30 protein-coding genes are annotated in these 25,864 nt (G+C 72.1%); 14 read left to right on the forward strand and 16 right to left on the reverse strand.

Features of this window, described 5'->3' with window-relative positions:
* Nucleotides 1-8 precede the first annotated feature (8 nt).
* Entirely contained in the window at nt 9-2,576 is a 2,568-nt protein-coding gene (locus tag ACIA8R_RS40140) for a BTAD domain-containing putative transcriptional regulator (protein ID WP_397042755.1), read from the forward strand.
* Between the two features lie 149 nt (nt 2,577-2,725).
* Nucleotides 2,726-3,199, forward strand: a complete 474-nt coding sequence (locus ACIA8R_RS40145) for a hypothetical protein (protein ID WP_397042756.1) — start codon at nt 2,726-2,728, stop codon at nt 3,197-3,199.
* 42 nt (nt 3,200-3,241) lie between these two features.
* Here ACIA8R_RS40145 and era read toward each other — a convergent pair whose 3' ends face one another.
* The 8 genes from era to ACIA8R_RS40185 form a co-directional block, all read right to left on the reverse strand.
* A complete protein-coding gene (gene era / locus ACIA8R_RS40150; protein ID WP_397042758.1) occupies nt 3,242-4,150 on the reverse strand; it encodes a GTPase Era in 909 nt (302 codons plus the stop codon).
* 18 nt (nt 4,151-4,168) lie between these two features.
* Nucleotides 4,169-4,639 carry an NUDIX domain-containing protein gene (locus ACIA8R_RS40155; RefSeq protein WP_364087376.1) on the reverse strand — a complete coding sequence of 157 codons (471 nt, stop codon included), beginning with the start codon at nt 4,637-4,639 and terminating at the stop codon, nt 4,169-4,171.
* Nucleotides 4,640-4,646: 7 nt separating this feature from the next.
* Complete coding sequence (locus tag ACIA8R_RS40160; RefSeq protein ID WP_397042760.1) at nt 4,647-4,964, reverse strand: cytidine deaminase; 318 nt, start codon at nt 4,962-4,964, stop codon at nt 4,647-4,649.
* Between the two features lie 10 nt (nt 4,965-4,974).
* A complete protein-coding gene (locus ACIA8R_RS40165) occupies nt 4,975-5,610 on the reverse strand; it encodes a hypothetical protein (RefSeq protein WP_357694078.1) in 636 nt (211 codons plus the stop codon).
* A 307-nt stretch (nt 5,611-5,917) separates the two neighbouring features.
* Nucleotides 5,918-7,213, reverse strand: coding sequence for a hemolysin family protein (locus ACIA8R_RS40170; protein ID WP_397042762.1), 1,296 nt, complete (start codon nt 7,211-7,213; stop codon nt 5,918-5,920).
* On the reverse strand, nt 7,210-7,686 hold the full coding sequence (gene ybeY, locus ACIA8R_RS40175) for an rRNA maturation RNase YbeY (protein ID WP_357694083.1): 477 nt from the start codon (nt 7,684-7,686) through the stop codon (nt 7,210-7,212). The genes ACIA8R_RS40170 and ybeY overlap by 4 nt, the downstream gene beginning before the upstream one ends.
* Complete coding sequence (locus ACIA8R_RS40180; RefSeq protein ID WP_357694085.1) at nt 7,683-8,720, reverse strand: PhoH family protein; 1,038 nt, start codon at nt 8,718-8,720, stop codon at nt 7,683-7,685. Before ACIA8R_RS40180 ends, ybeY begins: the two co-directional genes overlap by 4 nt.
* A gap of 90 nt (nt 8,721-8,810) precedes the next feature.
* A complete protein-coding gene (locus tag ACIA8R_RS40185) occupies nt 8,811-9,155 on the reverse strand; it encodes a histidine triad nucleotide-binding protein (RefSeq protein WP_357694087.1) in 345 nt (114 codons plus the stop codon).
* Between the two features lie 312 nt (nt 9,156-9,467).
* Here ACIA8R_RS40185 and ACIA8R_RS40190 point away from each other — a divergent pair, with 312 nt between their 5' ends.
* Both ACIA8R_RS40190 and ACIA8R_RS40195 read left to right on the forward strand, forming a co-directional pair.
* Complete coding sequence (locus ACIA8R_RS40190; protein WP_113704031.1) at nt 9,468-9,947, forward strand: SigE family RNA polymerase sigma factor; 480 nt, start codon at nt 9,468-9,470, stop codon at nt 9,945-9,947.
* Complete coding sequence (locus tag ACIA8R_RS40195) at nt 9,944-10,582, forward strand: hypothetical protein (protein WP_397042765.1); 639 nt, start codon at nt 9,944-9,946, stop codon at nt 10,580-10,582. Before ACIA8R_RS40190 ends, ACIA8R_RS40195 begins: the two co-directional genes overlap by 4 nt.
* Nucleotides 10,583-10,591: 9 nt before the next feature.
* Here ACIA8R_RS40195 and ACIA8R_RS40200 read toward each other — a convergent pair whose 3' ends face one another.
* The 3 genes from ACIA8R_RS40200 to hrcA are packed head-to-tail and all read right to left on the reverse strand — an operon-like array spanning nt 10,592 to nt 13,494.
* On the reverse strand, nt 10,592-11,317 hold the full coding sequence (locus ACIA8R_RS40200; protein ID WP_357694092.1) for a 16S rRNA (uracil(1498)-N(3))-methyltransferase: 726 nt from the start codon (nt 11,315-11,317) through the stop codon (nt 10,592-10,594).
* Between the two features lie 9 nt (nt 11,318-11,326).
* Entirely contained in the window at nt 11,327-12,469 is a 1,143-nt protein-coding gene (gene dnaJ, locus ACIA8R_RS40205) for a molecular chaperone DnaJ (protein WP_357694095.1), read from the reverse strand.
* An 11-nt stretch (nt 12,470-12,480) separates the two neighbouring features.
* Nucleotides 12,481-13,494: a heat-inducible transcriptional repressor HrcA gene (hrcA, locus tag ACIA8R_RS40210; RefSeq protein ID WP_357694098.1), complete on the reverse strand. Its 1,014-nt coding sequence runs from the start codon at nt 13,492-13,494 to the stop codon at nt 12,481-12,483.
* Nucleotides 13,495-13,650: 156 nt separating this feature from the next.
* Here hrcA and ACIA8R_RS40215 point away from each other — a divergent pair, with 156 nt between their 5' ends.
* Genes ACIA8R_RS40215 through ACIA8R_RS40225 form a run of 3 tightly spaced genes read left to right on the forward strand, consistent with a single transcriptional unit; the run spans nt 13,651 to nt 15,838 of the window.
* The gene (locus tag ACIA8R_RS40215; RefSeq protein WP_357694100.1) at nt 13,651-14,412 is read left to right on the forward strand and encodes a hypothetical protein; all 762 of its coding nucleotides are present in this window, start codon (nt 13,651-13,653) and stop codon (nt 14,410-14,412) included.
* Nucleotides 14,413-14,429: 17 nt separating this feature from the next.
* Complete coding sequence (locus tag ACIA8R_RS40220; protein ID WP_364086794.1) at nt 14,430-15,239, forward strand: DUF3097 domain-containing protein; 810 nt, start codon at nt 14,430-14,432, stop codon at nt 15,237-15,239.
* Complete coding sequence (locus ACIA8R_RS40225) at nt 15,236-15,838, forward strand: DUF4870 domain-containing protein (protein ID WP_364086792.1); 603 nt, start codon at nt 15,236-15,238, stop codon at nt 15,836-15,838. Before ACIA8R_RS40220 ends, ACIA8R_RS40225 begins: the two co-directional genes overlap by 4 nt.
* Here the strand turns inward: ACIA8R_RS40225 and hemW are convergent.
* Nucleotides 15,831-17,048: a radical SAM family heme chaperone HemW gene (hemW, locus tag ACIA8R_RS40230; RefSeq protein ID WP_364086790.1), complete on the reverse strand. Its 1,218-nt coding sequence runs from the start codon at nt 17,046-17,048 to the stop codon at nt 15,831-15,833. The genes ACIA8R_RS40225 and hemW overlap by 8 nt on opposite strands.
* A gap of 55 nt (nt 17,049-17,103) precedes the next feature.
* Here hemW and ACIA8R_RS40235 point away from each other — a divergent pair, with 55 nt between their 5' ends.
* From ACIA8R_RS40235 to ACIA8R_RS40245, 3 genes are all read left to right on the forward strand, one after another.
* Nucleotides 17,104-17,673, forward strand: coding sequence for a styrene monooxygenase/indole monooxygenase family protein (locus ACIA8R_RS40235; RefSeq protein WP_397042769.1), 570 nt, complete (start codon nt 17,104-17,106; stop codon nt 17,671-17,673).
* Nucleotides 17,670-17,888: a hypothetical protein gene (locus ACIA8R_RS40240; RefSeq protein WP_364086786.1), complete on the forward strand. Its 219-nt coding sequence runs from the start codon at nt 17,670-17,672 to the stop codon at nt 17,886-17,888. The genes ACIA8R_RS40235 and ACIA8R_RS40240 overlap by 4 nt, the downstream gene beginning before the upstream one ends.
* A gap of 63 nt (nt 17,889-17,951) precedes the next feature.
* On the forward strand, nt 17,952-19,196 hold the full coding sequence (locus tag ACIA8R_RS40245) for a glycoside hydrolase family 18 protein (protein WP_357694110.1): 1,245 nt from the start codon (nt 17,952-17,954) through the stop codon (nt 19,194-19,196).
* A 27-nt stretch (nt 19,197-19,223) separates the two neighbouring features.
* On the opposite strand, the gene ACIA8R_RS40250 is transcribed toward ACIA8R_RS40245, so the two are convergent.
* Entirely contained in the window at nt 19,224-19,856 is a 633-nt protein-coding gene (locus ACIA8R_RS40250; RefSeq protein ID WP_397042771.1) for an MOSC domain-containing protein, read from the reverse strand.
* Between the two features lie 54 nt (nt 19,857-19,910).
* Complete coding sequence (locus ACIA8R_RS40255) at nt 19,911-20,243, reverse strand: hypothetical protein (protein ID WP_397042773.1); 333 nt, start codon at nt 20,241-20,243, stop codon at nt 19,911-19,913.
* 235 nt (nt 20,244-20,478) lie between these two features.
* Here ACIA8R_RS40255 and ccmA point away from each other — a divergent pair, with 235 nt between their 5' ends.
* Both ccmA and ACIA8R_RS40265 read left to right on the forward strand, forming a co-directional pair.
* The gene (ccmA, locus tag ACIA8R_RS40260) at nt 20,479-21,102 is read left to right on the forward strand and encodes a heme ABC exporter ATP-binding protein CcmA (RefSeq protein WP_364086779.1); all 624 of its coding nucleotides are present in this window, start codon (nt 20,479-20,481) and stop codon (nt 21,100-21,102) included.
* A gap of 115 nt (nt 21,103-21,217) precedes the next feature.
* On the forward strand, nt 21,218-22,717 hold the full coding sequence (locus ACIA8R_RS40265) for a DUF6297 family protein (protein ID WP_397042775.1): 1,500 nt from the start codon (nt 21,218-21,220) through the stop codon (nt 22,715-22,717).
* A gap of 4 nt (nt 22,718-22,721) precedes the next feature.
* Here the strand turns inward: ACIA8R_RS40265 and ACIA8R_RS40270 are convergent, their stop codons facing one another.
* Nucleotides 22,722-23,213 carry a GNAT family N-acetyltransferase gene (locus ACIA8R_RS40270; RefSeq protein ID WP_397042777.1) on the reverse strand — a complete coding sequence of 164 codons (492 nt, stop codon included), beginning with the start codon at nt 23,211-23,213 and terminating at the stop codon, nt 22,722-22,724.
* Between the two features lie 67 nt (nt 23,214-23,280).
* On the opposite strand from ACIA8R_RS40270, the gene ACIA8R_RS40275 reads away from it, so the two are divergent.
* Together ACIA8R_RS40275 and ACIA8R_RS40280 are read left to right on the forward strand one after the other, a co-directional pair.
* A complete protein-coding gene (locus tag ACIA8R_RS40275) occupies nt 23,281-23,574 on the forward strand; it encodes a hypothetical protein (protein WP_364086773.1) in 294 nt (97 codons plus the stop codon).
* Complete coding sequence (locus tag ACIA8R_RS40280; protein WP_397042779.1) at nt 23,571-23,888, forward strand: acyl-CoA thioesterase; 318 nt, start codon at nt 23,571-23,573, stop codon at nt 23,886-23,888. The genes ACIA8R_RS40275 and ACIA8R_RS40280 overlap by 4 nt, the downstream gene beginning before the upstream one ends.
* 89 nt (nt 23,889-23,977) lie before the next feature.
* Here the strand turns inward: ACIA8R_RS40280 and lepA are convergent, their stop codons facing one another.
* Complete coding sequence (gene lepA / locus ACIA8R_RS40285) at nt 23,978-25,810, reverse strand: translation elongation factor 4 (protein ID WP_364086769.1); 1,833 nt, start codon at nt 25,808-25,810, stop codon at nt 23,978-23,980.
* Nucleotides 25,811-25,864 lie beyond the last annotated feature (54 nt).

Consider the following 25,864-nt stretch of genomic DNA (forward strand, 5'->3'; position numbering starts at 1 on the left):
AAGGTCGCGTGGAATTTCGCATCATGGGGCCGCTCGACGTCCGGGACGGCGGCCGGGATCGCACCCCCACGACCCCCAAGCACCGCGACCTGCTGGCGATGTTCCTGCTGAACGCGGGCCGTCCGCTGACCGTGGAGCGGCTGCGCCGGCTGCTGTGGCCGCGCGAGGGCGGCGACCGCTCCGACTCCCTGGTACGCGGGTACGTGGGCCAGCTCCGCCAGCTCCTGGGCAAGGACGTGATCACCACCGTGTCCGGCTCGTACGCGCTGGCGATCGGCGGCCACCAGCTCGACGTCGACCGGTTCCGGCTGCTGGTGGACCGCGGCTCGTACGAGGAGGCGCTGACGCTGTGGCGCGGCCCCGCGCTGGAGGACCTGGACCCCGACGGCGAGCGGTGGGAGGAGACCCGGCGCCTGCGCGAGGAGCTGGAGGAGCTGCGCCTGCTCGCCCTGGAACGCCGCCTCCAGGCCGACCTGGACGCCGGCCGCCACCGCGAGCTGCTGGCCGAGCTGAAGCGGCTGACCAAGCAGCACCCGCTGTGGCAGCGCTTCCGCGGCCAGTACATGCTGGCCCTCTACCGCAGCGGCCGCCGGGTCGACGCGCTGGCCGCGTACGCGGTGCTGCGCGACCAGCTCGACGGCGGCCACGCGATCGAGCCGGACCCCGAGCTCCAGCTCCTCTACCACCGCATGCTCCACGACGACGTGTCGCTGCACGTGTCGGCGGGCCCTCCGGTGCTGCTGCCGCCCGACATCGCGGGCTTCACCGGCCGCGCCGACCTGCTCGACCGGGTGGTCGGCGGCCACGTCGTCGTGCACGGCCAGGCCGGCGCGGGCAAGTCGGCCCTGGCCGTGCACGCCGCCTGGCGGGCCCGCGAGTCCTTCCCCGACGGCATCCTGTACGCCGACCTGCGCGAGACCACGGCCCCCTCGGCCGTCCTGGAGGACTTCCTGCGCTGGCTCGGCTGCCCGGCCCAGGCCATCCCGGCCGGGCTTGAGCAGCGCGAGCGCCTGTTCCGCGCCTACACCGCCAACCGCGGCCTGCTGGTCCTGCTGGACAACGCCGCCGGCGAGGCCCAGGTGCGCCCGCTGCTGACGTCCTGCCCGACGGTCGTGACCAGCCGCTCGTCCCTGGGCGGCTTGACCGGCGCGACCCGGCTGTCGGTGGGCGTGCTCGGCCAGGAGGACGCCCTGGCCCTGCTCACGACCGGCTCCGGACGGCCCGCGGACGAGGCGCTGCACCGCCTGGCCCGCTTCTGCGGCGGCCTGCCGATCGCGCTGCGCATCGCCGCGTCCAGGCTGGCGGCCCGCCCGAACTGGACGGTGGACTACCTGGTGGGCCTCCTTGAGGACGAGCACAAGCGGCTCGACCGGCTGCACGCGGGCGACCAGGCGGTCCGCAGCGTGTTCGCCATCGGCTACGAGGGCCTGCCCGAGCCCGCCAGGCGCACGTTACGCGGCCTCGGCGCGCTGTCGGCCCCCGACTTCGCCGACTGGCTCACCGACCGGCTCGGCGGCGGCGCCGAGGCCCTGGTGGACGCGGGCCTGCTGGAGACGCACGGCGTGGACGCGGCCGGCCAGGTCCGCTACCGGATGCACGACCTGACCCGGCTGTTCGCCCGCGAGCAGCCGCTGCCGGGCGTGCTGGCCGAGGTGTCGGAGCTCGTGCTGGCCCGGGTGCGGGCCTCGCGCTTCTCGCTGGTGTCGGGCGACCCGGGCACGGCCGTGGCGACCAGGGACATCAGGGAGTCGGTCGAATGGCTGGACGCCGAACGGCCGTTCCTGGTGAGCCTGGTGGCCGACCTGCACGCCGCCGGCCTCGACGAGCCGTGCTGGCGGCTGGCGCACCTGCTGGGGCCGTACCTGGAGCGTCACCGGTTCCTCGACGACTGGCGGGCGGTCTCGGACCGGGCGCTGGAGAGCGCCAGGCGGTCCGGCGACGACCGGGGCGAGGCGCTCGTCCTGCTCGACCAGGGCGACCTGCACCTGGCCGAGCGCGACTGGGACCTGGCCCACGAGAAGCTGCGGCTGGCGCTCGGCATGTTCCTGCGCCAGGGCCGCACCCGCGACGTCAACCACACCCGGCGCCGCCTGGGCCGCGTGCACCTGGAGCGGGACCGGCTGGAGGAGGCCGAGCGGGCGCTGCTGGCCTGCCTGGAGGCGGCCGACAACGAGCGGGACGCCGCCGACGCCGAACGCGTGCTGGGCGCGGTGCTGCGCCGGGCGGGCCGTCTGGAGGAGGCCGCCGTCCGCCTGCTGGCGGCCGTCGGCCACCTGACCGAGCTGGGCGACCGGCACCGGCAGGCCGATACCCTGCTCGACCTGGCCGCCGTACGGCTGGCGCAGGGCGCCAAACCCGACGCCAGGTCCGCCGCCGAACGCGCCAGGGGCATCGCCGTACGGCTCGGCGACCGCCTGCTCGACGCGTACGCGCTGCTGGCCCTGGCCCGGGTCAACCGGGCGGAGGGCGCCGCCGGACGAGCCCGCGAGCTGGCCACGGCCGCCCTGGAGATCTTCGACGAGACCGGCGACCGCCGGGCCGCCGCCAACGCCCGCGCCTTCCTGGCCACCCCCTGACCGCCGCCCCCGCCCGTCCCCACCCGGCGGCGGGTGTGCGACTTGGCGACGACCTGACCGCCGGCCCCGCCCGGCGGCGGGCGCGCGGCTTGGTGACGAGTCCGTCGCGCCGGGTGGTGACGGGCGGGAGCCCGGCTTACAGTGATCGTGTGGCCGATGACCTCAAGCCCGCCCGGACGACGTCCGCCCGCCGCGGCGCCGCGCTGGCCGTCGCCGTCGCGGCCGCCCTCCTGGTGCTCACCGCGATCATGCCCTGGGCCGGGATCGAGGCCCGCAGCGACCTGCTCGGCGGCGGCGTCTCCGACGACGTGCGCGGCATCGACGTCAGCACGGGCCTGTACACCCTGCTCGCCGGGCTGGCGGCGCTGGCGCTCGGCGTCATGGGCCTGCTCGGCGGCCGGCCACGCGTCGCGGCCCTCGCCGTGATCCCGGGCGCGCTGGCCACGCTGCTGCTGGTGATGTTCGTCGCCGACCCCGGCCGCATCGGCGACCGGCTCTCCATCGACCTGGGCCGGCTGCTGTCGGTCGAGCCGGTCATCAGGTTCGGCTGGTTCGCCGCGCTGGCCTGCTCGCTCGCGATCGTCGTGCTGTCCGTGCTCACCCTGGTGCGCCGGGCGCGCTGACCCGGCCCGCTCGGGCGCTGTCGGGTCACGGGCGCTGTCGGGTCAGTCGAAGAAGCCGAGCCGGCGAAGCTGCTTGGGGTCGCGCTGCCAGTCTTTGGCCACGCTGATCCGCAGGTCGAGGTAGACCCGCGTGCCGAGCAGCGCCTCGATCTGCTTGCGGGCCTTGGTGCCCACGTCGCGCAGCCGCTCGCCCTTGTGCCCGATGACGATGGCCTTCTGGGAGGGCCGCTCGACGAACATGTGGGCGTAGATGTCGAGCAGGTCCTCGCGCCCCTCGCGGGGCAACATCTCGTCGACGACCACGGCGATCGAGTGCGGCAGCTCGTCGCGGACGCCCTCCAGGGCCGCCTCCCTGATCAGCTCGCCCACCATCACCTGCTCGGGCTCGTCGGTGAGCTGCCCGCCCTCGTAGAGCGGCGGCGACTCGGGCAGGTGCTCGATCAGCACGTCGCCCAGGACGTCGAGCTGCTCGCCCGACTGCGCCGACACCGGCACGACCGCCGCGAACTCGGCCACCTGCGACACCGCGAGCAGCTGCTCGGCGATCTGCTGCCGGCTCGCCAGGTCGCACTTGGTCACCACGGCGACCACGGGCGTCTTCTTCACCGCCGCCAGCTTGTCGGCGATGAACCGGTCGCCCTTGCCGATGGGCTCGTTGGCCGGCACGCAGAAGCCGATCACGTCGACCTCGGTGAGCGTGGACAGCACCAGGCTGTCCAGCCGCTCGCCGAGGAGCGTGCGCGGCCGGTGCAGGCCCGGCGTGTCCACGATGACGATCTGGGCGTCGGGGCGGTGCACGATGCCCCTGATGACCCGTCTGGTCGTCTGCGGCTTGGACGAGGTGATCGCCACCTTGGCGCCGACCAGGGCGTTCATCAACGTGGACTTGCCGACGTTCGGCCTTCCCACGAAGCAGGCGAATCCGGCGCGATGGTTGTCTGGCGAAGTCACATTGTGCATTGTCGCTTATCAGCCGCCGTGTTCACGCCACCAGGCGAACGCGTCGGGCAACGCCAGGGGCGTCCAGGCCGTCGTCGTCAGGCCGCCGACCTCGTGCTCGGCCACCCATCGGTAGTCGGTGATCTCGTCCCCGTCGGGGACGGGCGTGCCGGAGGCGAGGGTGCAGGCGTACATGGCGATGACGTACGCCACCTCGTGGCCGTTGGGGTAGACCGTGCGGTACTCGGGGCCCCCGAAGACGCCGACCAGCCCGCGTACCTCGACCTCGATGGCCAGCTCTTCGCGCAGCTCCCTGACCACCGCCTCCTCGGGCCGCTCGCCGGGGTCGACGCCGCCGCCGGGGGTGGCCCACAGGCCGTCGTCGCCGTGCCTGGCCATCAGCACCCGCCCGGCGTGGTCGAACACGCACCCGTTGACCGACGGCAGCATGAGCAGGTCGTTGCCGATCTTGGCCCGCAGCCGGGCCAGGAACGGCGTCATGCCCACGTCAGGACCTCAGCGTGCCGTCGGGGCCGGCCACGAGCAGGGCCTTGACGCCCAGCTCCGACGCGACCGCCTCGTCGGCCGGGGACGGCTCGCCCGCCGTCACCAGCGCGACCGCCTCCAGCGACCGCGCGCCGCTGGAGACCGCCATGGCCACCGCGACCTGCACGGCCGACAGCCTCAGCGACGACAGCGCGACGTCGGTCGCCGAGTACGTGCGGCCGGTCTCGTCGCGCACGGCGGCGCCCTCGGCGGCCTCGTTGCGCGCCCTGGCCGCCCGCGCCAAGGTGATGATCTTGCTGTCTTCAGGATCGAGAGTCACGAGGACCAGGTTAGGCCGTGGACATCGAAAGCACGGCGGCGACCAGCTTCCTCGTCCGGTCCCGGTCCACGTCGGTGATGCCGGCGTGCACGACCGACACCAGTGTGTCGCCGGTCCGCGACAGCACGACGTCCAGGGCGTACGGGTAGCCGTTCAGCCGTCCGCGCAGCCGCGTCCCGGCGGCCTCGTCCCCGGAGCGGGCGGCGTCGCCCAGGTCCAGCCTGCGGGCCCGCAGGTCGGTGCCGCCCGCCGTACGGATCTCCCGGCACGACTCCAGGGCGTCGCTCAGCGCGTCGAAGCGCGCCTCGGCCTCCTCGCCCGCGTACCGGGCCAGGCCGACGGCCGCGCGCTCCCCCAGGCCGTCCCCCTGGTAGCTGACCGCCGCCTGGCCGGTGAGCCCCTCCTGCGGCGCGTGCCCGGCCGCCGCGTCGAGTGCGGACCTGCACCTCTGGTCCACCCGGCCGAACGGCACCCGCCACGCCTGATCGGGCCGTTGCGCGAAGCCGTCCGGCAGGCTCGGCCGCCTGTTGAGCACGTCGCGGAGCTGGGCCATGGCGTGGGCGTCGACGACGGTCTCCGCGCCGCCTCCCGCGCAGCCCGCCAGGGTCGCGGCCAGCAGCCCGTACACGATGATCCCCGGTTTCATGATTCCCCCTGGACCGCAGCCTCCCCAGGCGACGAATGCGGCAATCTCCCCAGCGTCTCCACCAAACGCAAAAAGGGTGCCCCCGCCTGGTTTTCAGACGAGAACACCCTTTACGCCGATCGACGCCCTGGCCGGCCAGCCGGCCGGAACGCCATCGTCCCCCCAGGAGCGTCCTCCCGCCGCGAACCCCACCCGGCGTTCGGACGCTTCCTCGTGACACCCACCGCACCGGGTGTCAGGGATGAGACTGCCGGACCCCACTTGCAGAAGACTTGTAGAACGCTTGCGACATCTCCCCGCAAAGCGGTCACTCCCGTTCGGCTCCGGCCTGGACGTCGTCCTCCTCGGACGGCGCGACCCTGCGGACGACGACGGTGCTGATGCGGTTGCGCCGCCCGGCCAGGCTCTCGGCCGTCAGCTCCAGCCCGGCCACCTCGGCCTGCGACCCGGCGATCGGCACCCGGCCGAGCGCGTGGGCCAGCAGGCCGCCGACGGTCTCGACGTCGTCGACCTCGAGCTCGGTGTCGAACAGCTCGCCGAGCTCGTCGACCGGCATGCGGGCGGTCACCCGTATGGCGCCGTCGTGCATGGTCTCCACGCGCGGGGCCTCCTGGTCGTACTCGTCGGTGATCTCGCCGACGATCTCCTCCAGGACGTCTTCGATGGTGACCAGGCCGGCGGTGCCGCCGTACTCGTCGATGACGATCGCCATGTGGATCTGCCGGGCCTGCATCTCCCGCATGAGCTCGTCGATGGGCTTGCTCTCCGGCACGTACGCGGCCGGCCGCATGATCGACTCGACGGTCTCCTTGCCGCCGCCCTCACCCGACTCGTGGATCTTGCGGGCGATGTCCTTGAGGTAGGCAATGCCGATGACGTCGTCCTCGTTCTCGCCCACGACCGGGATGCGGGAGAAGCCGCTGCGCAACGCGAGCGACAGCGCCTGGCTGATCGTCTTGCCGCGCTCGATGTAGACCATGTCGGTGCGCGGCACCATGACCTCGCGGACCAGCGTGTCGCCCAGCTCGAAGACCGAGTGGATCATCTCGCGCTCGTCCGGCTCGATCACCCGGCGCTCCTCGGCCAGGTCGACCAGGTCGCGCAGCTCGGCCTCCGACGTGAACGGGCCGTCGCGGAAGCCCTTGCCGGGGGTCAGGGCGTTGCCGAGCAGGATGAGCAGCTTGGGCAGCGGGCCGAAGATGCGGGTCAGGCCGTAGACGATCGGCGCCCCGGCCAGCGCGACCGGCTCGGCGTGCTGACGCCCCAGCGTACGGGGCATGACGCCGACGACGACGTAGCTGACCACGATCATCACCGCCGCGGCGGCCACGTACGCCCAGCCCTGGTCGTGCATGAGGTCGATGAACAGCAGCGTCGCGATGACCGTGGCCACCAGCTCGCAGCTCAGGCGCAGCAGCAGGAGCAGGTTGAGGTAGCGGGGCGGGTCGGTGACGATGGCCTGGAGCCGGTCGGCCCCGCGCCGGCCCTCACGCGCGAACTCCTCCGCGCGCACCCTGGAGATGCGCGTCAGTGCCGTCTCCGCACTGGCGATCAGGCCACCGATGATCACAAGGGCGATGGCCCACAGCAACCAGGCGTTCACCGCGAGTCGCGCACCTCCTGCCAGGACTCGAGCAGCCGAGCCTGGAGCCCGAACATCTCCTTGTGCTCCTCGGGCTCGGCGTGGTCGTAGCCGAGCAGGTGCAGGATGCCGTGGGTGCACAGCAGCTCCAGCTCGGCCTGGGCGCTGTGGCCGGCCTCCTTGGCCTGCCGGTCGGCGACCTGCGGGCAGAGCACCACGTCACCGAGCAGCGCCGGGTCGGCCGGGCTCTCGCCGTCGCCGCGCGCACCGCCGCCGGGACGCAGCTCGTCCATCGGGAAGGCCAGCACATCGGTCGGGCCCGGCTCGCCCATCCACTTCTCGTGCAGCTCGGCCATGGCGTCTTCGTCGACCACCACGATGGACAGCTCGGCGAGCGGGTTGATGCCCATCTCGCCGAGCACGTGGGTGGCCAGCGCGACGAGGTTCTCCTCGTCGACGCCGACGCCGGACTCGTTGTTGATCTCGATGCTCACGGGCGTCGCTTCCCCCGGTGGATGGCCTTCGGCTCCTGCGTGGCCTGGGTGGCGTCGTAGCGCCCGTAGGCGTCGACGATCTCGCTGACCAGCTTGTGGCGCACCACGTCGGCGCTGGACAGACGGGCGAAATGGATGTCGGGGATGCCCTCCAGGATCTCCTGGACGACCCGCAGCCCGCTCACCGTGCCCGAGGGCAGGTCGACCTGGGTCACGTCGCCCGTGACCACGATCTTGGAGTTGAACCCCAGCCGGGTCAGGAACATCTTCATCTGCTCGGCCGAGGAGTTCTGGGCCTCGTCGAGGATGATGAAGGCGTCGTTGAGGGTACGGCCCCGCATGTACGCCAGCGGCGCGACCTCGATCGTGCCCGCGGCCATCAGCTTCGGGATCGAGTCGGGGTCGACCATGTCGTGCAGCGCGTCGTAGAGCGGCCGCAGGTAGGGGTCGATCTTCTCGTAGAGGGTGCCGGGCAGGAAGCCGAGCCGCTCGCCCGCCTCGACCGCCGGCCTGGTCAGGATGATGCGGTTGACCCGCTTCTCCTGCAGCGCGCGCACGGCCTTGGCCATCGCCAGGTACGTCTTGCCGGTGCCCGCGGGGCCGATGCCGAACACGATCGTGTGCTGGTCGATCGCGTCGACGTACCGCTTCTGGTTGACGGTCTTCGGCCGGATCGTGCGGCCTCGGGAGGACAGGATGTCGAGCGAGAGGACCTCGGCCGGACGGTCGGAGGTCATGCGCAGCATCGCGATGCTCCGCTCTACGGCGTCGGGCGTGAGCTCGCCGCCGCTGCGCAGCACTTCGACCAGCTCCTCGAACAGGCGCACGACCGCGCCGCTCTCGTCGGGGCTGCCGGTGACGGTGATCTCGTTGCCCCGCACGTGGATGTCGGCCCTGAAGGCGCCCTCGATCACGCGAAGCAGCTCGTCACGGGAGCCGAGGAGGCTGACCATCGGGTATTCGTCCGGAATCAGCACCTTGGCTTGAGTGCGCGAGGGAGGTGCCGTGCGTCGGGATTCATGTAGTTCGGACATGGGCAGGCCAGCGGCCTGATGCCTCCCGGTCTGTTCGGTGTTCTTCTCCGCCCATCGTATCCGGCACCAGGCTGATTGCTCGCGTCAATATCAGCCGGGCGGCCACGTGAGGTCACGCCCTCCGAGAACATGGGCGTGCACGTGGAAGACGGTCTGGCCGGCGCCGGGGCCGGTGTTGAAGACGACCCGGTAACCGCGCTCGGCCACCCCCTCCTGGACGGCGACCGCATGGGCGGCCTTCAGCACGTCGTCGGCGAGCCCGTCGTCGGCGGCGGCCAGCGACGCCGCGTCGGGGTGATGCGCCCGCGGGATGACCAGCACGTGGGTCGGGGCCTGCGGATTGATGTCGCGGAACGCCAGCGCCCTGGCGTTCTCGTAGACGACGTCGGCCGGAATTTCCTTGGCCACGATTTTGCAGAAGAGACAGTCGCTCACAGCAGTACTCTATCGAGAGCGACCGTTCGGCAGTCCGTTGCGAATCGGTAATCCGTGGTGTCGTGCGCCGGAAGATCCGCGCAGTTAGGGTGAGTGTGCGACACTTCGGAGCAAAAAAGTTGATTCAGGGTCGGGCGAGCGCCACCTGGCGAGGAACACGACTGGGTAATGCACCCTAAGGAACCGGGGAAACCTTCAGAACCGGAAGAGAGTAAACCCTCTGGGAAGGCCGCGCGTCCCACTGATGTGACCACCGAAACCCTTCTGGCCGACAGGTCGTTGGGGGCGGTGCCGGTCGGGTGGGATGCCGACATGGCCGTGACCGCGCTCTACAGCGCGCATTTCCGGTCATTGGTGCGTCTCGCGGTGTTGCTGGTGCGTGACATGGCAACCGCCGAGGAAGTCGTGCAGGACGCGTTCGTCGCCATTCACGGCGCCTGGCGCAGACTGCGTGATCCCGACAAGGCACTCGCTTACCTGCGTCAGTCTGTCGTCAACCGGTCCCGTTCCGTGCTGCGTCACCGCGCGGTCGTCGAGAAGTACGCACCCAAGGGCCTGCCCGACGCCCCGAGCGCCGAGAACGGCGCGATCGGCGAGCTGGAACGCTCCGCCGTCATCGAGGCGTTACGCGCCCTGCCGACCCGACAGAGAGAAGCACTGGTTCTGCGTTATTACGGAGATCTGTCCGAAGCTGAGATCGCCCATGCCATGGGAATCAGCAAGGGCGCGGTCAAGAGCCACACCGCACGTGGCATGGCCGCATTGCGATCCGTTCTGGAGAAGATGTCATGACCCAGCCCCCCGACGAGTACGGCGACGTCCTGCGCCGTGCGCTCCGCGCGGAGGCGGACGCGGTCGTGCCCTCGCCGGAGGGACTGCAGATCATCCGCGCCCGCATCGAGCGGCGCGGCGTCCGTAACCTGTTCTGGTGGCGTGCGGGCGCGGCGGCGATCAGCGCCGTGCTGGTGGCGGGGACGATCGTGATGGTCGTTCCCGGGCTGCGCTCCCAGATCTTCGAGGCGCCCATCGAGCCGGTGGACAACTCGACCACCACCCCCGGCAACTCCTCGACCAGGCTCTCCACGCCGCCCAGGCGCGACAGCCACAGCGCCGAGCCGCCGCCCGTCGTGGTCGTGCCGCCGAGCCACAGCGAGACCCACAGGCCCTCGGAGACGGCCAGGTCGACCCGGCAGCCCTCGCCGTCGCCGACACCGTCCTCGACGCCCTGCCCGACCGGCGACCCCGCGGGCGAGCAGGACTGCCCCGAGATCACGCCGACGCCCACACCGACGGCGCCGGAGTCGCCGGAGTCGATCGGCACGCCGACGACGTGCACCGCCGACGAGTGCCCGCCGGACGACCTGCCGACGGCCGCCCCGAGCGACCTGAGCAGCCCGCTCGTGGGCGTGCCGCACACGACTCCCTGAGCCGCGGGCCTACCAGCGCCCGGTACGCGCGAGCAGCACGGCCGCCGCCGCCACCCCCGCCGTGGAGGTGCGCAGCACGGTGGGCCCGAGCAGCACGGGCACCGCCTTGGCCGCGACGAACCTGCGCAGTTCCTCCTCCGAGACCCCGCCCTCGGGCCCCACGACCACCACGATGTCGCCGCCGGGCGGCAGCGCCACCTGCGACAGCGGCTCTACGGCCTCCTCGTGCAGCACGAGCCCCAGCGCCGCGTCGGCCAGCAGCCCTTCGACCTGCGCGGTGGAGGCCTGCTCGGCCACCTCGGGCAGGTGGAACCGGCGCGCCTGCTTGCCCGCCTCGCGGGCCGTGGAACGCCACCGGCCCAGCGCCTTGGCGACTTTGTCGCCCTTCCACTGCGTGATGCTGCGCGAGGCGGCCCAGGGCACGATCACGTCGACCCCCACCTCGGTCATCATCTCGACGGCCAGCTCACCCCTGTCGCCCTTGGGCAGCCCCTGGACGACGACCAGCCGCCGCGCGGGCGGCTCGACGGTGTAGCGGGCGAGCACGTCGAGCGCGAGCGCGTCCTTGAACACCTCGCGCACCACGCACTCGGCGACGTCGCCCGCGCCGTTGGTCAGGTCGACCCGCTCACCGGCGCGCAGACGCCGCACGGAGGCCGCGTGCCGCCCCTCAGGGCCGTCGAGCGTCAGCTCGGAGCCGTTGAGGTCCTCGGCGAGGAACACGGGGACGGTCACGGGTGATCGTCACCTGCCGTTGAAGGCGTCACGCAGGCGGGAGAAAAAACCCTGCTGCCCCGGGGCGAACTTCCCCGGCGGCCGCTCCTCGCCGCGCAGCCTGGACAGCTCGCGCAGCAGGTCCTCCTGCGGCTGGTCGAGCCGCATCGGGGTCTCGACGTTGACGTGGATGAGCAGGTCGCCCCTGCCGGACTCGTTGAGCCGCTGCACGCCGCGCCCGTACATGGTGATGACCTGGCCGGACTGGGTGCCGGGGCGCACGTCGATCTCCTCGGAGCCGTCGAGCGTCTCCACGGCGAGGATCGTGCCGAGCGCGGCGGCCGTCATCGGGATCTGGACCGTGCAGTGGAGGTCGTCGCCGCGCCGCTCGAAGATCTCGTGGGGGCGCTCGACGATCTCCAGGAAGAGGTCTCCGGGCGGGCCACCGCCGGGGCCGACCTCGCCCTCGCCGGCGAGCTGGATGTGGGTGCCGTCCTCGACGCCCGCGGGGATGCGGACCTTGATCGTGCGGCGGGTGCGCACCCGGCCGTCGCCCGAGCACTCCTGGCAGGGGTGGCGGATGATGCTGCCGAAACCGCCGCACTGGGGGCACGGCCGCGAGGTCATGACCTGGCCCAGGAACGAGCGGGTGACCTGGGAGATCTCGCCGCGCCCGTTGCACATGTCACAGGCGTCGGGGTGGGTTCCGGGGGCGGCGCCGGCGCCGTGGCACACCTCGCACAGCACGGCGGTGTCCACGACCAGCTCGCGGGTGGTGCCGAACGCGGTCTCGCGCAGGTCGAGCTCGACCCGGATGGTGGCGTTGCGGCCCCTCCTGGCGCGCGAGCGCGGCCCGCGGGTGCCGCCGGCGGTGCCGAAGAAGGCGTCCATGATGTCGCTGAAGGGGAAACCCGCCCCGAAGCCGCCGGCGCCCGCGCCCGCACCCGCGCCGCCGCCGAAGGGGTCGCCGCCCAGGTCGTACATCTGGCGCTTGTTCGGGTCGGACAGCACCTCGTAGGCCTGCGTGATCTCCTTGAACCGCTCCTGGGTCTCAGGGTCGGGGTTCACGTCGGGGTGCAGCTCGCGGGCGAGGCGGCGGTATGCCTTCTTGATCTCGTCCTGACTGGCGTCACGGCGCACCCCGAGGGTGGCGTAGTAGTCGCTGTTTGCCACTTATCGACCTCTTAAGATGCAGCCAGGATCTGGCTGACGTAGCGTGCCACCGCGCGTACGGCGCCCATCGTCACGGGGTAGTCCATCCTCGTGGGACCCAGCACGCCGAGCCGGGCCAGTTGGTTGTCGCCAGAACCGTATCCGGTTGCGACGATGGACGTGCCGCGAAGGTAGGGGTTTTCCGAGCCGATGCGCACGGTGAGCGCGGACGGGGTGTCTGTGGATGTCTCGCCGAGCAACCGCATGAGCACGACCTGCTCCTCCAGCGCCTCCAGCACGTCGCGCAGGCCGGTGGCGAAGTCGGCGCCCGCGAGATTGGCCGCGCCGGCGAACACGATCTTCTCGTCGTGGCGTTCGACGAGGGTTTCGAGCAGCACCGACAGGATCGTGGCCACGGCGGGCCGGTCCTCGGCGGGGAGCCGCTCGGGCAGGTCGGCGACCAGCTCGGGGACGTTGCTCAGCCCGCAGCCGTCGAGGCAGGAGTTGAGCACCGCGCGCAGGTGGGCGATGCGGTCGTCCTCCACCACCTCGGGCAGCTCGATCACGCGCTGCTCCACGCGCCCGGTGTTGGTGATCAGCACGAGCATGACCCGCCGGTCGTTGAGCGGGACCAGCTCGACGTGCCTGACCGTGGAACGGGTCAGCGTCGGGTACTGCACGACCGCGACCTGCCTGGTGAGCTGCGCGAGCAGCCGCACGGTGCGGAAGACCACGTCGTCGAGGTCGACCGCGCCGGCGAGGAAGGTCTCGATCGCCCGCCGCTCGGCCCCCGACAGGGGTTTGACCTGCGACAGCCGGTCGACGAACAGGCGGTAGCCCTTGTCCGTCGGCACGCGGCCCGCGCTGGTGTGCGGCTGGGTGATGTAGCCGTCCTCCTCCAGAGCGGCCATGTCGTTCCTGACCGTTGCCGGGGAGACCTTCAGGTTGTGGCGCTCGGCCAGCGCCTTTGAGCCCACCGGTTCGTTGGTGGACACGTAGTCTTCGACAATGGCGCGGAGCACCGCCAGCTTCCGATCGTCGAGCACGTGCTCACCTCCTGCCTGTGCCTTACAGGGAAACGACAGGTCTAGCACTCCGTGTTCCCGAGTGCCAAGTGTACGGCTCTCGCCCACAAGGTGCGATAACACCGGGTCCCATCCTGTTGCTAGCGACTTACAAGCGACAGGCCTCACACTTGCCGCATGACCGACAATTCCCAGCCCCCGCAGTACGGACCGCCCCAGGGGCAGGGTCCCTACTACGGTCAGCAGCCCCAGTACGCCCAGCCCCAGCCCCCGCAGTACGGCCAGCCCCCTTACCAGCAGCAGCAGCCCCAGTTCGGCCCCCCGCCCCAGTACGGCCAGTACAACCAGTACGGCCAGCAGCCCCAGTTCCCGGCCAGGATCGACGGCAAGGCGATCAAGCCACGCCTGTGGTGGATCGCGGTCGTGTGGGCCGTGGCCGTGGTGCTGGGCGTCGTCGGCGTGGTCGTGTTCGCCGGCGGCGTGCTGAGCAGCGTGACCGACATGGCCCCGACGACCACGTTCGCGTCGGGCGAAAGCGTGAAGGTGGCGATCGACCCCGCCCAGCGCCCGGCCGTGTACATCGCCACCGACACGCGGGTCAACTACCAGTGCGAGATCTCCGGCGGCCCGGCCCAGGCCAGGCTCGTCAAGGTCTCCGGCACCCAGACGCTCACCGCCGGCGGGAAGACCTGGCAGGAGATCCTCGCCGTCAACGCCCCCGCCAAGGGCGACTACCAGCTGACCTGCGCCACGCAGGAGGAGTCGTCGGCCCGCTTCGGCGTGGGCCGTGACGTGCTCTCGGCCGCGGGCGGCGTGTTCGGCGGCGTGGCCGCGCTGTTCCTGATCCCCGGCGCCGGCCTGCTCATCGGCATCATCGGCACGATCGTCATCCTCGTACGGCGCAGCGGCGCGCGTAAGCGCCTTGCGGTCAGCGGGTGATTTGCTACGGTCCCCGTGTGTACGAGGGTGATGTGCTGGCGGGCAATTGGCGGCGGCCGGGCAAGGGCAAGATCCCGAAGGTGCCGGCCGAACTCGACCTGGTCGTGGAGGACGCCGACAGCGGCTTCTGCGGCGCCGTGGTGGCCTGCGACAAGGAGGCCGTCACCCTTGAGGACCGGTTCGGCAAGCGCCGCCTGTTCCCGCTGGCGCCGGCCGCCTTCCTCCTGGAGGGCAGGCCCGTGACGCTGGTGCGCCCGGTGGCCGCGGCCCCGGCCGGGCCCAGGCGCAGCGCGTCCGGGTCCATCGCCGTGGAGGGGCTGCGGGCCCGGGTCGCCAAGGAGAGCCGGATCTACGTCGAGGGCGTGCACGACGCCGCGCTCGTGGAGAAGATCTGGGGCCACGACCTGCGCGTCGAAGGGGTCGTGGTGGAGTACCTGGAGGGCGTGGACGACCTGCCCGCCATCGTGGCCGAGTTCGCCCCCGAGCCGGGCCGCAGGCTGGGCGTGCTGGTCGACCACCTGGTGCCGGGGTCGAAGGAGAGCCGGATCGCGGCCCGGGTCACCTCGCCGCACGTGCTCGTCGTGGGCCATCCGTTCATCGACATCTGGCAGGCGGTCAAGCCGTCCGTGTTGCGCATCCCCGGCTGGCCCGACGTGCCGCGCGGGGTGCCGTGGAAGGAGGGCGTGCTCGCCGCGCTGGGCTGGCGCATGGAGCCAGCGGACGCCTGGCGGCGCATTCTGGGCGCCGTCTCGTCCTTCGCCGACCTGGAGCCGGAGCTGCTCGGCCGGGTCGAGGAACTGATCGACTTCGTTACGGAGGCATCATGACCCAGGATCCGCCGCCCGCCGACGACTCCCCGGACGTCCCGCCCTCGGACGTACCCCGCGACCAGGGCCCCCGGCTCGGCTACGGCCAGCAGCCGGGCTCCCAGCCCGACTACGGGCGGCAGCCGCCCGGCCAGAGCGGCCCGCAGCCCGGCCCCATGCCGACGCCGCCCCGCTACGTGCCCCCGCCGCCCGGCTACGGCCAGCCCCCCGGCTACGGCGCCCAGCAGGGCTACGGCCGGCCCGCCGGGCCGTACGTGCCCGGCCGGTTCGGCCCGCGCCGCGGCAGCGACGACACCACGATGGCCATGCTCGCCCACCTGCTGGGCCTGCTGGTCTCGTGGGTCGGCCCGCTGATCATCTACCTGATGAAGAAGGACGAGTCCCCCTACGTCAGGGACCAGGCGGCCGAGGCGCTGAACTTCCAGATCACGATGTTCATCGGCTATCTGATCGCGGGCGTGCTGACGGTCGTGCTGGTCGGCCTGCTGCTGTTCCCGATCGTGTGGATCGTGTCGCTGATCTTCCACATCCAGGCGGCCGTCGCCACCAACCGGGGCGAGAACTACCGCTACCCGTTCGCCATCCGCCTCATCACATGAGCTCGGTGATCAGGGCGTCGGCCAGCAGCCTCCCCTTGAGGGTGAGCACCATCCGGCCCGCCCTGAACGGCTCGGGCTCCAGCAGCCCGCGCGCCAGCGCGCTCGCCACGGACGTGCGCGCCCCGGGGGCCACCTCGGCGAGCGGATAGCCCGAGATCAGCCGCAACTCCAGCATCAGGCGCTCGGCGGCCCGGTCGGCGTCGGTGAGCACCTCGCGCGCGTGCGCGGGCGAGGTGCCCGCTGCCAAACGCTGGGCGTAGGCGGCCGGGTGCTTGACGTTCCACCAGCGGGTGCCCCCGACGTGGCTGTGGGCGCCGGGGCCGGCGGCCCACCAGTCGCCGCCGGTCCAGTAGAGCAGGTTGTGCCGGCAGCGGGCCTGCTCGGAGGTCGCCCAGTTGGACACCTCGTACCAGCTGAACCCGGCCTCGGCCAGCATCTCGTCGGCGATCAGGTAGCGGTCGGCGGCCACGTCGTCGTCGGGCATCGGCAGCTCGCCGCGCCGGATCCTGGCCGCCAGCCTGGTGCCCTCCTCCACGATCAGCGAGTACGCCGACACGTGGTCGGGCCCGGCCTCGATCGCGGCGGCCAGCGAGGCCCGCCAGTCGTCGTCGGACTCCCCCGGCGTGCTGTAGATCAGGTCGAGGTTGACGTGCTCGAACCCGGCCTCCCGCGCCTCCCGCACGGCCCGCGCCGGGCGGCCCGGCGTGTGGGTGCGGTCGAGCACCTGGAGCACGTGCTCGCGGGCGCTCTGCATGCCGAAGCTCACCCGGTTGAAGCCGCCCTGACGCAGCTTGTCGAGGTAGGCGGGGTCGACGGACTCGGGGTTGGCCTCGGTGGTGACCTCCGCCCCCGGCCGCAGCCCGAACTCCGCGTCGATCGCGGCCAGGACGCGCGCCAGGTCCTCCGGAGGCAGCAGCGTGGGCGTGCCGCCGCCGAAGAACACCGTCTCCACCGGCAGCTCGGCGTCGCCCAGCACGCGGCGGGCCAGACGCACCTCCGCCACGACCGTGTCGGCGTAGTCGCGATGGGAGGCGCCCGGCCCTAGCTCGGAGGCCGTGTAGGTGTTGAAATCGCAGTAGCCGCAGCGGGTCACGCAGAAGGGCACGTGCACGTAGAAGCCGAACGGGCGCTCGCCGAGTCCGCGCAGCGCGCTGTCGGGCAGCTCGCCGGAGGCGGGCGCCGGGTCGCCGTCGGGCAGGGTGGATGGCACGTCATCCAGTGTGCCTGCTCACGGGGGTGCTCCGAGCCATCGAAGGAGGCGGCACGTGACGGGCGTCGGAATCGTGGGCGCCGGGATCTCCGGGCTGACGCTGGCGCTGCGGCTGCAACAGCTCGGCGTCCCGACCACGCTCTACAGCGAGGGCGACGCGGAGGACCTGGGACGCGGGCGGCTGCCGAACACCGTGGGCAGGATGGCCCGCGAGCGGGAGCTGGGCAGCCTGCACTTCCTCGACCCGGGCTGCCTGCTGACCGCCGGCAGGCTCTCGATCAAGGGGGATCCCCTCCCGCCGGACGCGGGCCAGGTCGACCGCTGGTCGCGCGGGCACGAGCTGATGGTGGTGGCCACCGGGAGGCGTTCGGTGCGCGCGTTGTTCCCGCGCGATCCGGCGCGGTCCCCGTACCTGGCGCCGCAGCGGGTCCTGGCGGCCGGGCTGTTCCGCGGGTTCGATCCGGGCCCGGCCTTCGGGTTCAACATCTCGCCCGGCTGCGGCGAGATCCTGAGCATGGCGATGATGACGCGGGCCGGTGTGCGCGGCGGCGTGCTGGTCGAGGCGATCCCGGGCGGTCCGCTCGAAGTGCTGGCCCGTACGACGCGGCGTTCGCGCGGGAGGTGACCCGGCGCATGTGGGTGGCGGCCGGGCCGGTCACCGCGTGGACGAACGCCTTCCTGCGGCCTCCGGCGGAGCACGTCCTCGCGCTGCTCAGGGCCGCCTCGACCAGGCAGGACGTGGCCGAGCTGGTGCTGTCGCTGTTCGGCGACCCGGCCCGCGCGTGGGAGCTGCTGTCGAGCGCCGAGGAGGTCGCGCTCGTCGTTGACGGCGAGGGGTGACGGTTCTACGATCGCGTCAACTTATAGGAAAGTTTCCTATAAGTTGACCCCCCAGGAGCGCCCGTGAAGAAGATCGTCCTCGCACTCTCGCTCTTACTCGGGCTGACGGCGGTCTCCGTGCCCGCCGAGGCCCACTCCGGATTCAAGCGGGTCGCCTACTTCATCCAGTGGGGCGTGTACGGGCGCAACTACCACGTCAAGGACGTGGACGCCACCGGCGCCGCCGCCAAGCTCACCCACCTCAACTACGCCTTCGGCTTCGTCAACGCCGAGGGCTCCTGCTACTCGGCCGACCCGTGGGCCGACTGGCAGCGCCCGGTGCCGGCCGAGCAGAGCGTGGACGGCGTCGCCGACCAACCCGGCCAGGCGCTCAACGGCAACCTCAACCAGCTCCGCAAGCTCAAGGCCAAGCATCGCGGCCTCAAGGTGCTGATGTCGCTCGGCGGCTGGACCGGGTCCAAGTACTTCTCCGACGCCGTGCTCACCCCCGAGTCCCGGGCCGCGCTGGCGCGCTCGTGCGTCGACCTGTGGCTGCGCGGCAACCTGCCCGGCCTGGAGCCGGGTGCGGGCGCCGGCGTGTTCGACGGCATCGACCTGGACTGGGAGTGGCCCGGCTCGGCGGGCAACGACGGGAACGTGATCAGGCCCGAGGACAAGCGGAACTTCACGCTCTTCGTCGAGGAGCTGCGCGCCCAGCTCCGGGCCTTCTCCGCGACCTCCCAGCTCACGGCCTTCCTCCCGGCCGCCGCCGCCAAGATCGACGCCGGGTTCGAGGTGCGCCGCGTGTTCCGGTCGCTCGACTTCGCCACCGTCCAGGGGTACGACCTGCACGGCACGTGGGAGTCGCGGACCGGGCACAACGGGAACCTGTTCAACGACCGGCGCGACCCCAACCCCGTCAGGTACAGCGTGGACCAGACCGTGCGCGACTACCTGTCGCGTGGCGCGCCCGGGCGCAAGATCGTCGTGGGCGTGCCCGCGTACGGGCAGGGCTGGACCGGCGTGACCGGCGGCGGCGACGGCCTCTACCAGCCCGCGACCGGACCGGCCGCCGGCAAGTGGGGGGCGGGCAGCGAGGACTACAAGGACCTGGCAGCCAAGCCGGGCAAGCGCTACCGCGACCTGCGCACCGGCGCGATGTGGCTGTACGACGGCAACGAGTTCTGGTCCTACGACGACCCGGCGTCGCTGCTGGAGAAGGCGGCCTACATCCGGCTCAAGGGGCTGGGCGGCTCGATGATGTGGTCGATCGACCAGGACGACGCCCGCGCGTCCCTCACCTCGGCCCTGTACTCCGTCCTGCGCTGACGCGCCCGGCCGGGTGGGGCGGCCTCCTCAGTCGCCCGCCCGGCCTGTCCGGGCGGCCAGCTCGTCCCATTCGGGGCCGTGGCCGGGGACCGCGAGCACGCGGGCGAGCGCGTCGGCGTCGCCGTGGCGGGCGCGGAAGACGTCGGCCACCGTCATCCCGGTCTCCGGGCGCGAGACGATCTCCACCTCGTCGCCGGCGCCCAGCTCGCCCAGCTCCACCACGGCCAGGTACGCACCCGGCCGCGCGGCTTGCGTGAAGCGCTTGAGCCAGCCCGGTTCGTCCATCCAGTTGCGGAACACCACGCAGGGCGTACGCGGGCCGGTCACCTCCAGCAGGGCGCTGCCGACGCGCCACCGCTCGCCCACGAGGGCGCCGTTGACGTCGAGGCCGTCGGTGGTCAGGTTCTCCCCGAAACGGCCGTCGCGCAGGTCGCGGCCCAGCTCGCCCTGCCACCAGTCGTAGTCCTCGCGGGCGTAGGCGTAGACGGCATGGCTGGGGGCGCCGTGGTTGGGCGTGTCGGCCCGCTCGTCGCCCGCGAGCCCGTTGCGCAGCACCTCCACCCGGTGGGTCACGGCTCGCTTGTCGATCGCCGTACGGCCGAGCTTGCCGGCCCATTCCGCGTCGAACGACTTCCCGACGTTCACGGAGAGGATGCGCATGCCGCGACCGTAGCGGACAGATCGAGGTGTTCTGCACTGTTTTTTCCGCTTTTCTCAGCCCTTGTAGGGAGAAAGGCGGACATTGTCACCGCCGGGCGCCATCCGGCCGAGCTGGGAGTCGGCGTCGAGCTCGGCCAGTTGTAACAGGGTCTCCAGCGCCGCCTGCCTGGTCTCCTCGACCGAGCCGCCGCGTTCGCCGAAACACTCGGCCGCGACGTCGAGCAGCGCCGCCACCACGGCCGCGTCGGGATAGGGCACGTCCACCACCACCCTGCCGTCCCCGCCCACCTCGGCGGGTCTCAGGTGAAGCCGCAGCAGCCGCCGCGTCTCCTCCGCCACGGCCACCCCCAGCACAGCGGCACGCTCGAATCGCTCAGAAGCAATCACGTCACCCTCCAGTAGCACTGGTGTTCGGGAACAGCAAAGGTAGCGACCACCACCGACAGAATCGGCTCTTCCGCCCTGGAGGGGCTCTGGAAGGGGTCCGGAGAGGCCCGTGTCTCTTCCTCGGGGCAGCCCGCTCTTCTTCCCTGAGGAGGCTTGCCGAAGGCCGGCGGCCGAGGGGCGGGATCGGGCGGAGGGCGGTCACGCGGGAGGCCGGGGCGGTGGCTACGCTCGAACGATGAGCGGTCTGATCATCGATGTCGCGGGACTTTCGGTCGAGCTCGGAGGCAATCCGGTGCTCCGGGGCCTGGAACTGGCCGTCGAGCCGGGTGAGATCGTGGCGGTCGTGGGGCCCAACGGTTCGGGCAAGTCCACGCTGCTGCGCTGCCTGGCCGGCCTCCAGCCCGCCACCTCCGGCGAGGTACGCGTGTTCGGGGCCGTACCGGCCGACGACGCGTCCTTCTGGCGCCGGGTGGCGCTGCTCGGCGACGAGCCCGCCTGGTACCCGGGGCTGACGGCGCGCGAGCACCTGGAGCTCATGGGGGCCGTGCACGCCGAGGCGCGCATGACGGTGGAGTCGGCGCTGGAGGAGTTCGCGCTGACCGAACGGGCCGACGCGCCGCCGCTCAACCTGTCCACCGGCCAGCGCCAGCGCCTCTGCCTGGCCGCCACGCTGCTCAGGCCCAGCACGCTGCTGCTGCTCGACGAGCCCGAACGCGGCCTCGACGCCGGCTTCCGCGTCCGGCTCGCCCAACTCCTCGAAGAGTACGCGGACGAGGGCGGCACCGTGGTGATGGCCACCCACGACCAGACCCTCGCCGACGTCGCCCGCCGCGTCTCCCCCGCCGGAGTGCCCGCATGAGCCGTCACGCCCCCAGCCCCACCGCCGGGCCGCCACGCAAGGCGGACGGACGGTTCTCCCAGGACGGACGGTTCTCCCAGCGGGCCGGCGCAGTGCGGCGGAAGGCGGACGGGCGGTGAGTGCGCATGAGGTGAGTGTGCGGTCGGTGCGGGCGTTCGTCCGGGCGCGCGGCCGTGCTCGCGGCGGTCTGGTCGATCGCTACGTCAGCCTGTTCGGCCTGTGCATGCTGGTCGCCGTCCTCGGGCAGCCGCTGTCCTCGGCGGTGTCGGGCCTTTCCGGGACGGTCGAGTCCGGGCGGATGGGCGCGGGGGTCGCCCTGGTGCTGCTGGCGTTCGCGGGCTTACTGGCCGTGGCGCGGGTGGCTGGGCCGGTGATGGTGCCCGCGGCGGAGGCGTCCTGGCTGCTGATGTCGCCGTTGAACCGGCGCCGGCTGCTCGGGCGTACCGGGCGGGTGCTCATGGTCGTCGCGCTGGTGGCCGGGCTGCTGCTCGGGCTGGGGCTGCTCGCGGCGCTCGGCGCGCCCGGCGCGCTGGTGTGGCGGCTGCTCGCCGCGCTGGCGCTGGCCACGGCGGCGAGCGTGGCGGGCATGGCGCTGGCGATGCTCGCCCAAGCGTCCCCGGTCTGGAACGCCTGGCTGACCGGCGTCCTGGCCGCGCTCCTCGTGCTGGCCGTGGTCGCCGTCAGCGGCCAGGCCCGTACGGCCCTCGCGGCCGCCGCGAACGCGCCCCTGCCCGCGCCGGCCGCCACGGCGTCGGCCATGGCCGCGATCGCCGCCGTCCTGGCCCGCCGGGCCTGGGCTTCGCTGGCCGCCATCCCCACCCGCCTGCTGCTGACCGCCTCCACCCGGGCCGGGCACGTCAGCAACGCCGCCGTCACTCTCGATCCCGGCGCGCTGAGCTGGATCGCCGAGGACAACCACTGGCGGGCCAGGAAGCTCACCTCGCGGCGGTGGCCGGGGCTGCCCGCGCCGCTCGCGCTGGCCTGGCAGGACTGGGTGCGGCTCGGCCGTCGGCCCTGGCGGCTGGCGGCCACGGCCGCGAGCGCGGCGTTGCCCGCCGTGTTCGCCCAGGCGGGTGCCGCTCCGGCGGTTCTCGGGCTGGTCGTGCTGGGTGGGGCGCTGGCGGTGGCGGCGTCCGGCACGTCCGGCGCGCGCAGGGACGCCGACAACCCCGCCCTGGCCCGGCTGACCGGCGTGGGCCGGCGTCCGGCGCTGGCGGCGCGAGCCCTCCTGCCCGCGCTGGTGGGCGGTACCTGGGCGGGCCTGGCCTTGGCCGGTGTCGCGGTGGTCGGCGGCCTTCCGTCCGGTATGTGGTGGTTCGCTCTGCCGGCTGCTCCCGCGCTCGCGGCCGGTGCGCTGCGGATGGCCAGGAGGGGGCCGGTCGACCATTCGATGCCGGTCATCGACACCCCCGGCGGCGCCGTCCCGACCGGGCCGCTGTTGTGGGCGGCGACGGGCGCCGACCTGGCGCTGCTCGGCTGCCTGCCCGCGGTGGTCGCGCTGGCCACCGGGCCGGCCGCACCGGGCGGGTTCCTGGCGGCCCAGGCACTGACGGGCCTCGCGGCCCTGGCGGGCGTCCTGCTGAGGTCCCGCCCTGACGGGGGCCCTCGGGCCTGAGTGGTCAGGCGACGTAGAGGTCGCTCGGCACGCCCCCGTACCGGATCGTGCGTTCCCTGTGCAGGCCCGCCTTCTCCGCCACCCGGCGGGACGGCTCGTTGCCGCCCCCGATCAGGGCCACCACGGTGCCCAGGTTGCGCCCGACGCGCAGGGCCGCCCTGGCGAGCTCGACCGCGTACCCGTTGCCCCAGACCGTGGGGCGGAACCGGTAGTAGAGGTGGAGCACGTCCTCGCCCTCCAGGGTCGCATGCCGCAGGCCGCCGATGCCCAGCACCCGCGCGCGCTCCGGCAGGCGGGCGGCCCAGTAGCCGATCCCCCGCTCGGCCCAGTCGGCCAGCCACAGGTCCAGCATGACCCGGCTGGCCTCCAGGTCCACGGGGGGCCCGGCGGAGCTGTAGACGTTCGTCCGCGGGTCGGCGTGGATCTCGTGCACGGCTTCGAGGTCCTCCAGGCGTACCCGGGCGAGGACCATACGTTCCGTACGTACCAATTCCACCCTTTCAGGGTAGCCGCTTCCATCGCTAAGCTATCGGTACCGATCGAACAGCGATGAGGAGCGCCCGATGGACATCGCCCGCGTGCAGGCCTCCCTGCGTCTGATGGCGCGCGGCCTGGAGGAGCTGGCCGCCGCGCTGGGCGACGAGGAGGTGGGCGAGGCCGAGCGTACGGCCCGGGTCATCGCGGAGTGGGGCCGCCGCGGCCTCACCCAGAAGGAGGCGTCGGCGCTGTTCCAGCGGCACGGCTTCGCCCCCCAGACCACTGGCGGCTGGGCCCGCGGCGACTGGGTGGAGCTCGGCGACGACGGCCTGCGCTACCTCACCGCCAAGTCGCACGCCTGGCTGGAGGAACGATCATGACCTTCTCGGTACGCATCGCCGTACGCGGCTACGAGCTCGACACCCAGGGCCACCTCAACAACGTGGTCTACCACCAGTACGGCGACCACGCCCGCTGGGAGTGCCTGCGCGCGGCCGGCATCTCGATCGACGACCTGCGGGAGGCCGGCGTCGGCCCGGTGACGCTGGAGAGCACCATCCGCTTCCACCGCGAGCTGCGCGCCGGCGACGAGGTCGAGGTGACGTGCGCGTTCGAGTGGGGCGAGGGGAGGACGTTCAGGATCAGGCAGGAGTTCAGGGGCGCGGACGGCGAGCTGACCGGAGTGGCGGGCTGATGGACCTGCGGGCCCGCCGGCTGCTCCACGACCCGGGAAATCGCTGGCGGGCGCTCGCGCGAACGCCCGCCGTGATGGGCCTGTAGCGGCTACTTCTTGGTCTTGTCGGCGCCGGAGGAGTCGGTGGACAGCGCGGCGACGAACGCCTCCTGGGGCACTTCGACGCGGCCGACCATCTTCATCCGCTTCTTGCCTTCCTTCTGCTTCTCCAGCAGCTTGCGCTTACGGGAGATGTCACCGCCGTAGCACTTGGCCAGGACGTCCTTGCGGATGGCCCGGATGTTCTCGCGGGCGATGACCCGGGCGCCGATGGCGGCCTGGATCGGCACCTCGAACTGCTGCCGCGGGATGAGCTCGCGCAGCTTCTTGGCCATGTCGACGCCGTAGGAGTAGGCCTTGTCCTTGTGGACGATCGCGCTGAAGGCGTCGACGGCCTCGCCCTGCAGCAGGATGTCCACCTTGACCAGCTCGGCCTCCTGCTCGCCGGCGGGCTCGTAGTCGAGCGAGGCGTAGCCGCGGGTGCGCGACTTGAGCTGGTCGAAGAAGTCGAAGATGATCTCGCCGAGCGGCAGCGTGTAGCGGATCTCGACGCGGTCCTCGGACAGGTAGTCCATGCCGAGGAGCTGGCCGCGCCGACCCTGGCAGATCTCCATGATCGCGCCGATGAACTCGGCGGGCGCCAGGATGGTGGACTTGGTGACCGGCTCGAAGACCTGCGCGATCTTGCCGCCCGTGGGGAACTCGGACGGGTTGGTGACCGTGAGCTCCTTGCCGTCCTCCATGACCACGCGGTAGACCACGTTGGGCGCGGTGGAGATCAGCGACAGGCCGAACTCGCGCTCCAGGCGCTCGCGCACGATCTCCATGTGCAGCAGGCCGAGGAAGCCGACGCGGAAGCCGAAGCCCAGCGCGGCCGAGGTCTCCGGCTCGTAGACCAGCGCGGCGTCGTTGAGCTGGAGCTTGTCGAGCGCCTCGCGCAGCTCGGGGTACTCGTCGCCGTCGATCGGGTAGAGCCCGGAGAACACCATCGGCTTGGGGTGCTCGTAGCCGGCCAGCATCTCCTTGGCGGGCTTGACCGACGAGGTGACGGTGTCGCCGACGCGCGACTGGCGCACGTCCTTCACGCCGGTGATGAGGTAGCCCACCTCGCCGACGCCCAGGCCGCGGTCGGAGGGCTTGGGCTCGGGCGAGATGACGCCGATCTCCAGCGTCTCGTGCGTGGCGTTGGTGGACATCATGAGGATGCGCTCGCGCTTGCTCAGATGGCCGTCGATGACCCGGACGTACGTCACGACGCCGCGGTAGGTGTCATAGACGGAATCGAAGATGAGCGCCCGCGCGGCGGCGTCCGCCTGGCCCACGGGCGCGGGGACGGTCTGCACCACGTGGTCGAGCAGCTCGCGCACGCCCACGCCGGTCTTGCCCGACACCTTGAGCACGTCGGACGGGTCGCAGCCGATCAGGCCGGCCAGCTCCTCGGCGAACTTCTCCGGCTGCGCGGCGGGCAGGTCGATCTTGTTGAGGACCGGGATGATGTGCAGGTCGGCGTTCATGGCCAGGTAGAGGTTGGCCAGGGTCTGCGCCTCGATGCCCTGCGCGGCGTCGACCAGCAGGATCGCGCCCTCGCAGGCCTGCAACGACCGCGACACCTCGTAGGTGAAGTCGACGTGCCCGGGGGTGTCGATCATGTTGAGGACGTGGCCGTCCCAGGGCAGCCGCACGGCCTGCGACTTGATCGTGATGCCGCGTTCGCGCTCGATGTCCATCCTGTCGAGGTATTGCGCGCGCATGGAGCGTTCGTCGACCACGCCGGTGATCTGCAGCATCCGGTCGGCAAGGGTCGACTTGCCATGGTCGATGTGCGCGATGATGCAGAAGTTGCGGATCAACGCGGGGTCGGTCTGGCCAGGCTGAGTGCGCACCGAAGTCCGTTTCGACAGGGTTGAGGTCAAGCGTCTTTCATGGTGACATGCCCG

Origin of the sequence: Nonomuraea sp. NPDC051191 (assembly GCF_044455665.1) — a bacterium.
Lineage (GTDB): Bacteria > Actinomycetota > Actinomycetes > Streptosporangiales > Streptosporangiaceae > Nonomuraea.

Coding starts and splice junctions, on each gene's coding strand:
- ACIA8R_RS40250 (WP_397042771.1), bottom strand. CDS start 19,856: ATGCGCATCCTCTCCGTGAACGTCGGGAAGTCGTTCGACGCGGAATGG.
- ACIA8R_RS40165 (WP_357694078.1), bottom strand. CDS start 5,610: ATGAAACCGGGGATCATCGTGTACGGGCTGCTGGCCGCGACCCTGGCG.
- ACIA8R_RS40155 (WP_364087376.1), bottom strand. CDS start 4,639: ATGACGCCGTTCCTGGCCCGGCTGCGGGCCAAGATCGGCAACGACCTG.
- ACIA8R_RS40215 (WP_357694100.1), top strand. CDS start 13,651: ATGACCGACAATTCCCAGCCCCCGCAGTACGGACCGCCCCAGGGGCAG.
- ACIA8R_RS40195 (WP_397042765.1), top strand. CDS start 9,944: ATGACCCAGCCCCCCGACGAGTACGGCGACGTCCTGCGCCGTGCGCTC.
- ACIA8R_RS40280 (WP_397042779.1), top strand. CDS start 23,571: ATGACCTTCTCGGTACGCATCGCCGTACGCGGCTACGAGCTCGACACC.
- ACIA8R_RS40225 (WP_364086792.1), top strand. CDS start 15,236: ATGACCCAGGATCCGCCGCCCGCCGACGACTCCCCGGACGTCCCGCCC.
- ACIA8R_RS40180 (WP_357694085.1), bottom strand. CDS start 8,720: ATGTCCGAACTACATGAATCCCGACGCACGGCACCTCCCTCGCGCACT.
- ccmA (WP_364086779.1), top strand. CDS start 20,479: ATGAGCGGTCTGATCATCGATGTCGCGGGACTTTCGGTCGAGCTCGGA.
- ACIA8R_RS40190 (WP_113704031.1), top strand. CDS start 9,468: ATGGCCGTGACCGCGCTCTACAGCGCGCATTTCCGGTCATTGGTGCGT.
- ACIA8R_RS40275 (WP_364086773.1), top strand. CDS start 23,281: ATGGACATCGCCCGCGTGCAGGCCTCCCTGCGTCTGATGGCGCGCGGC.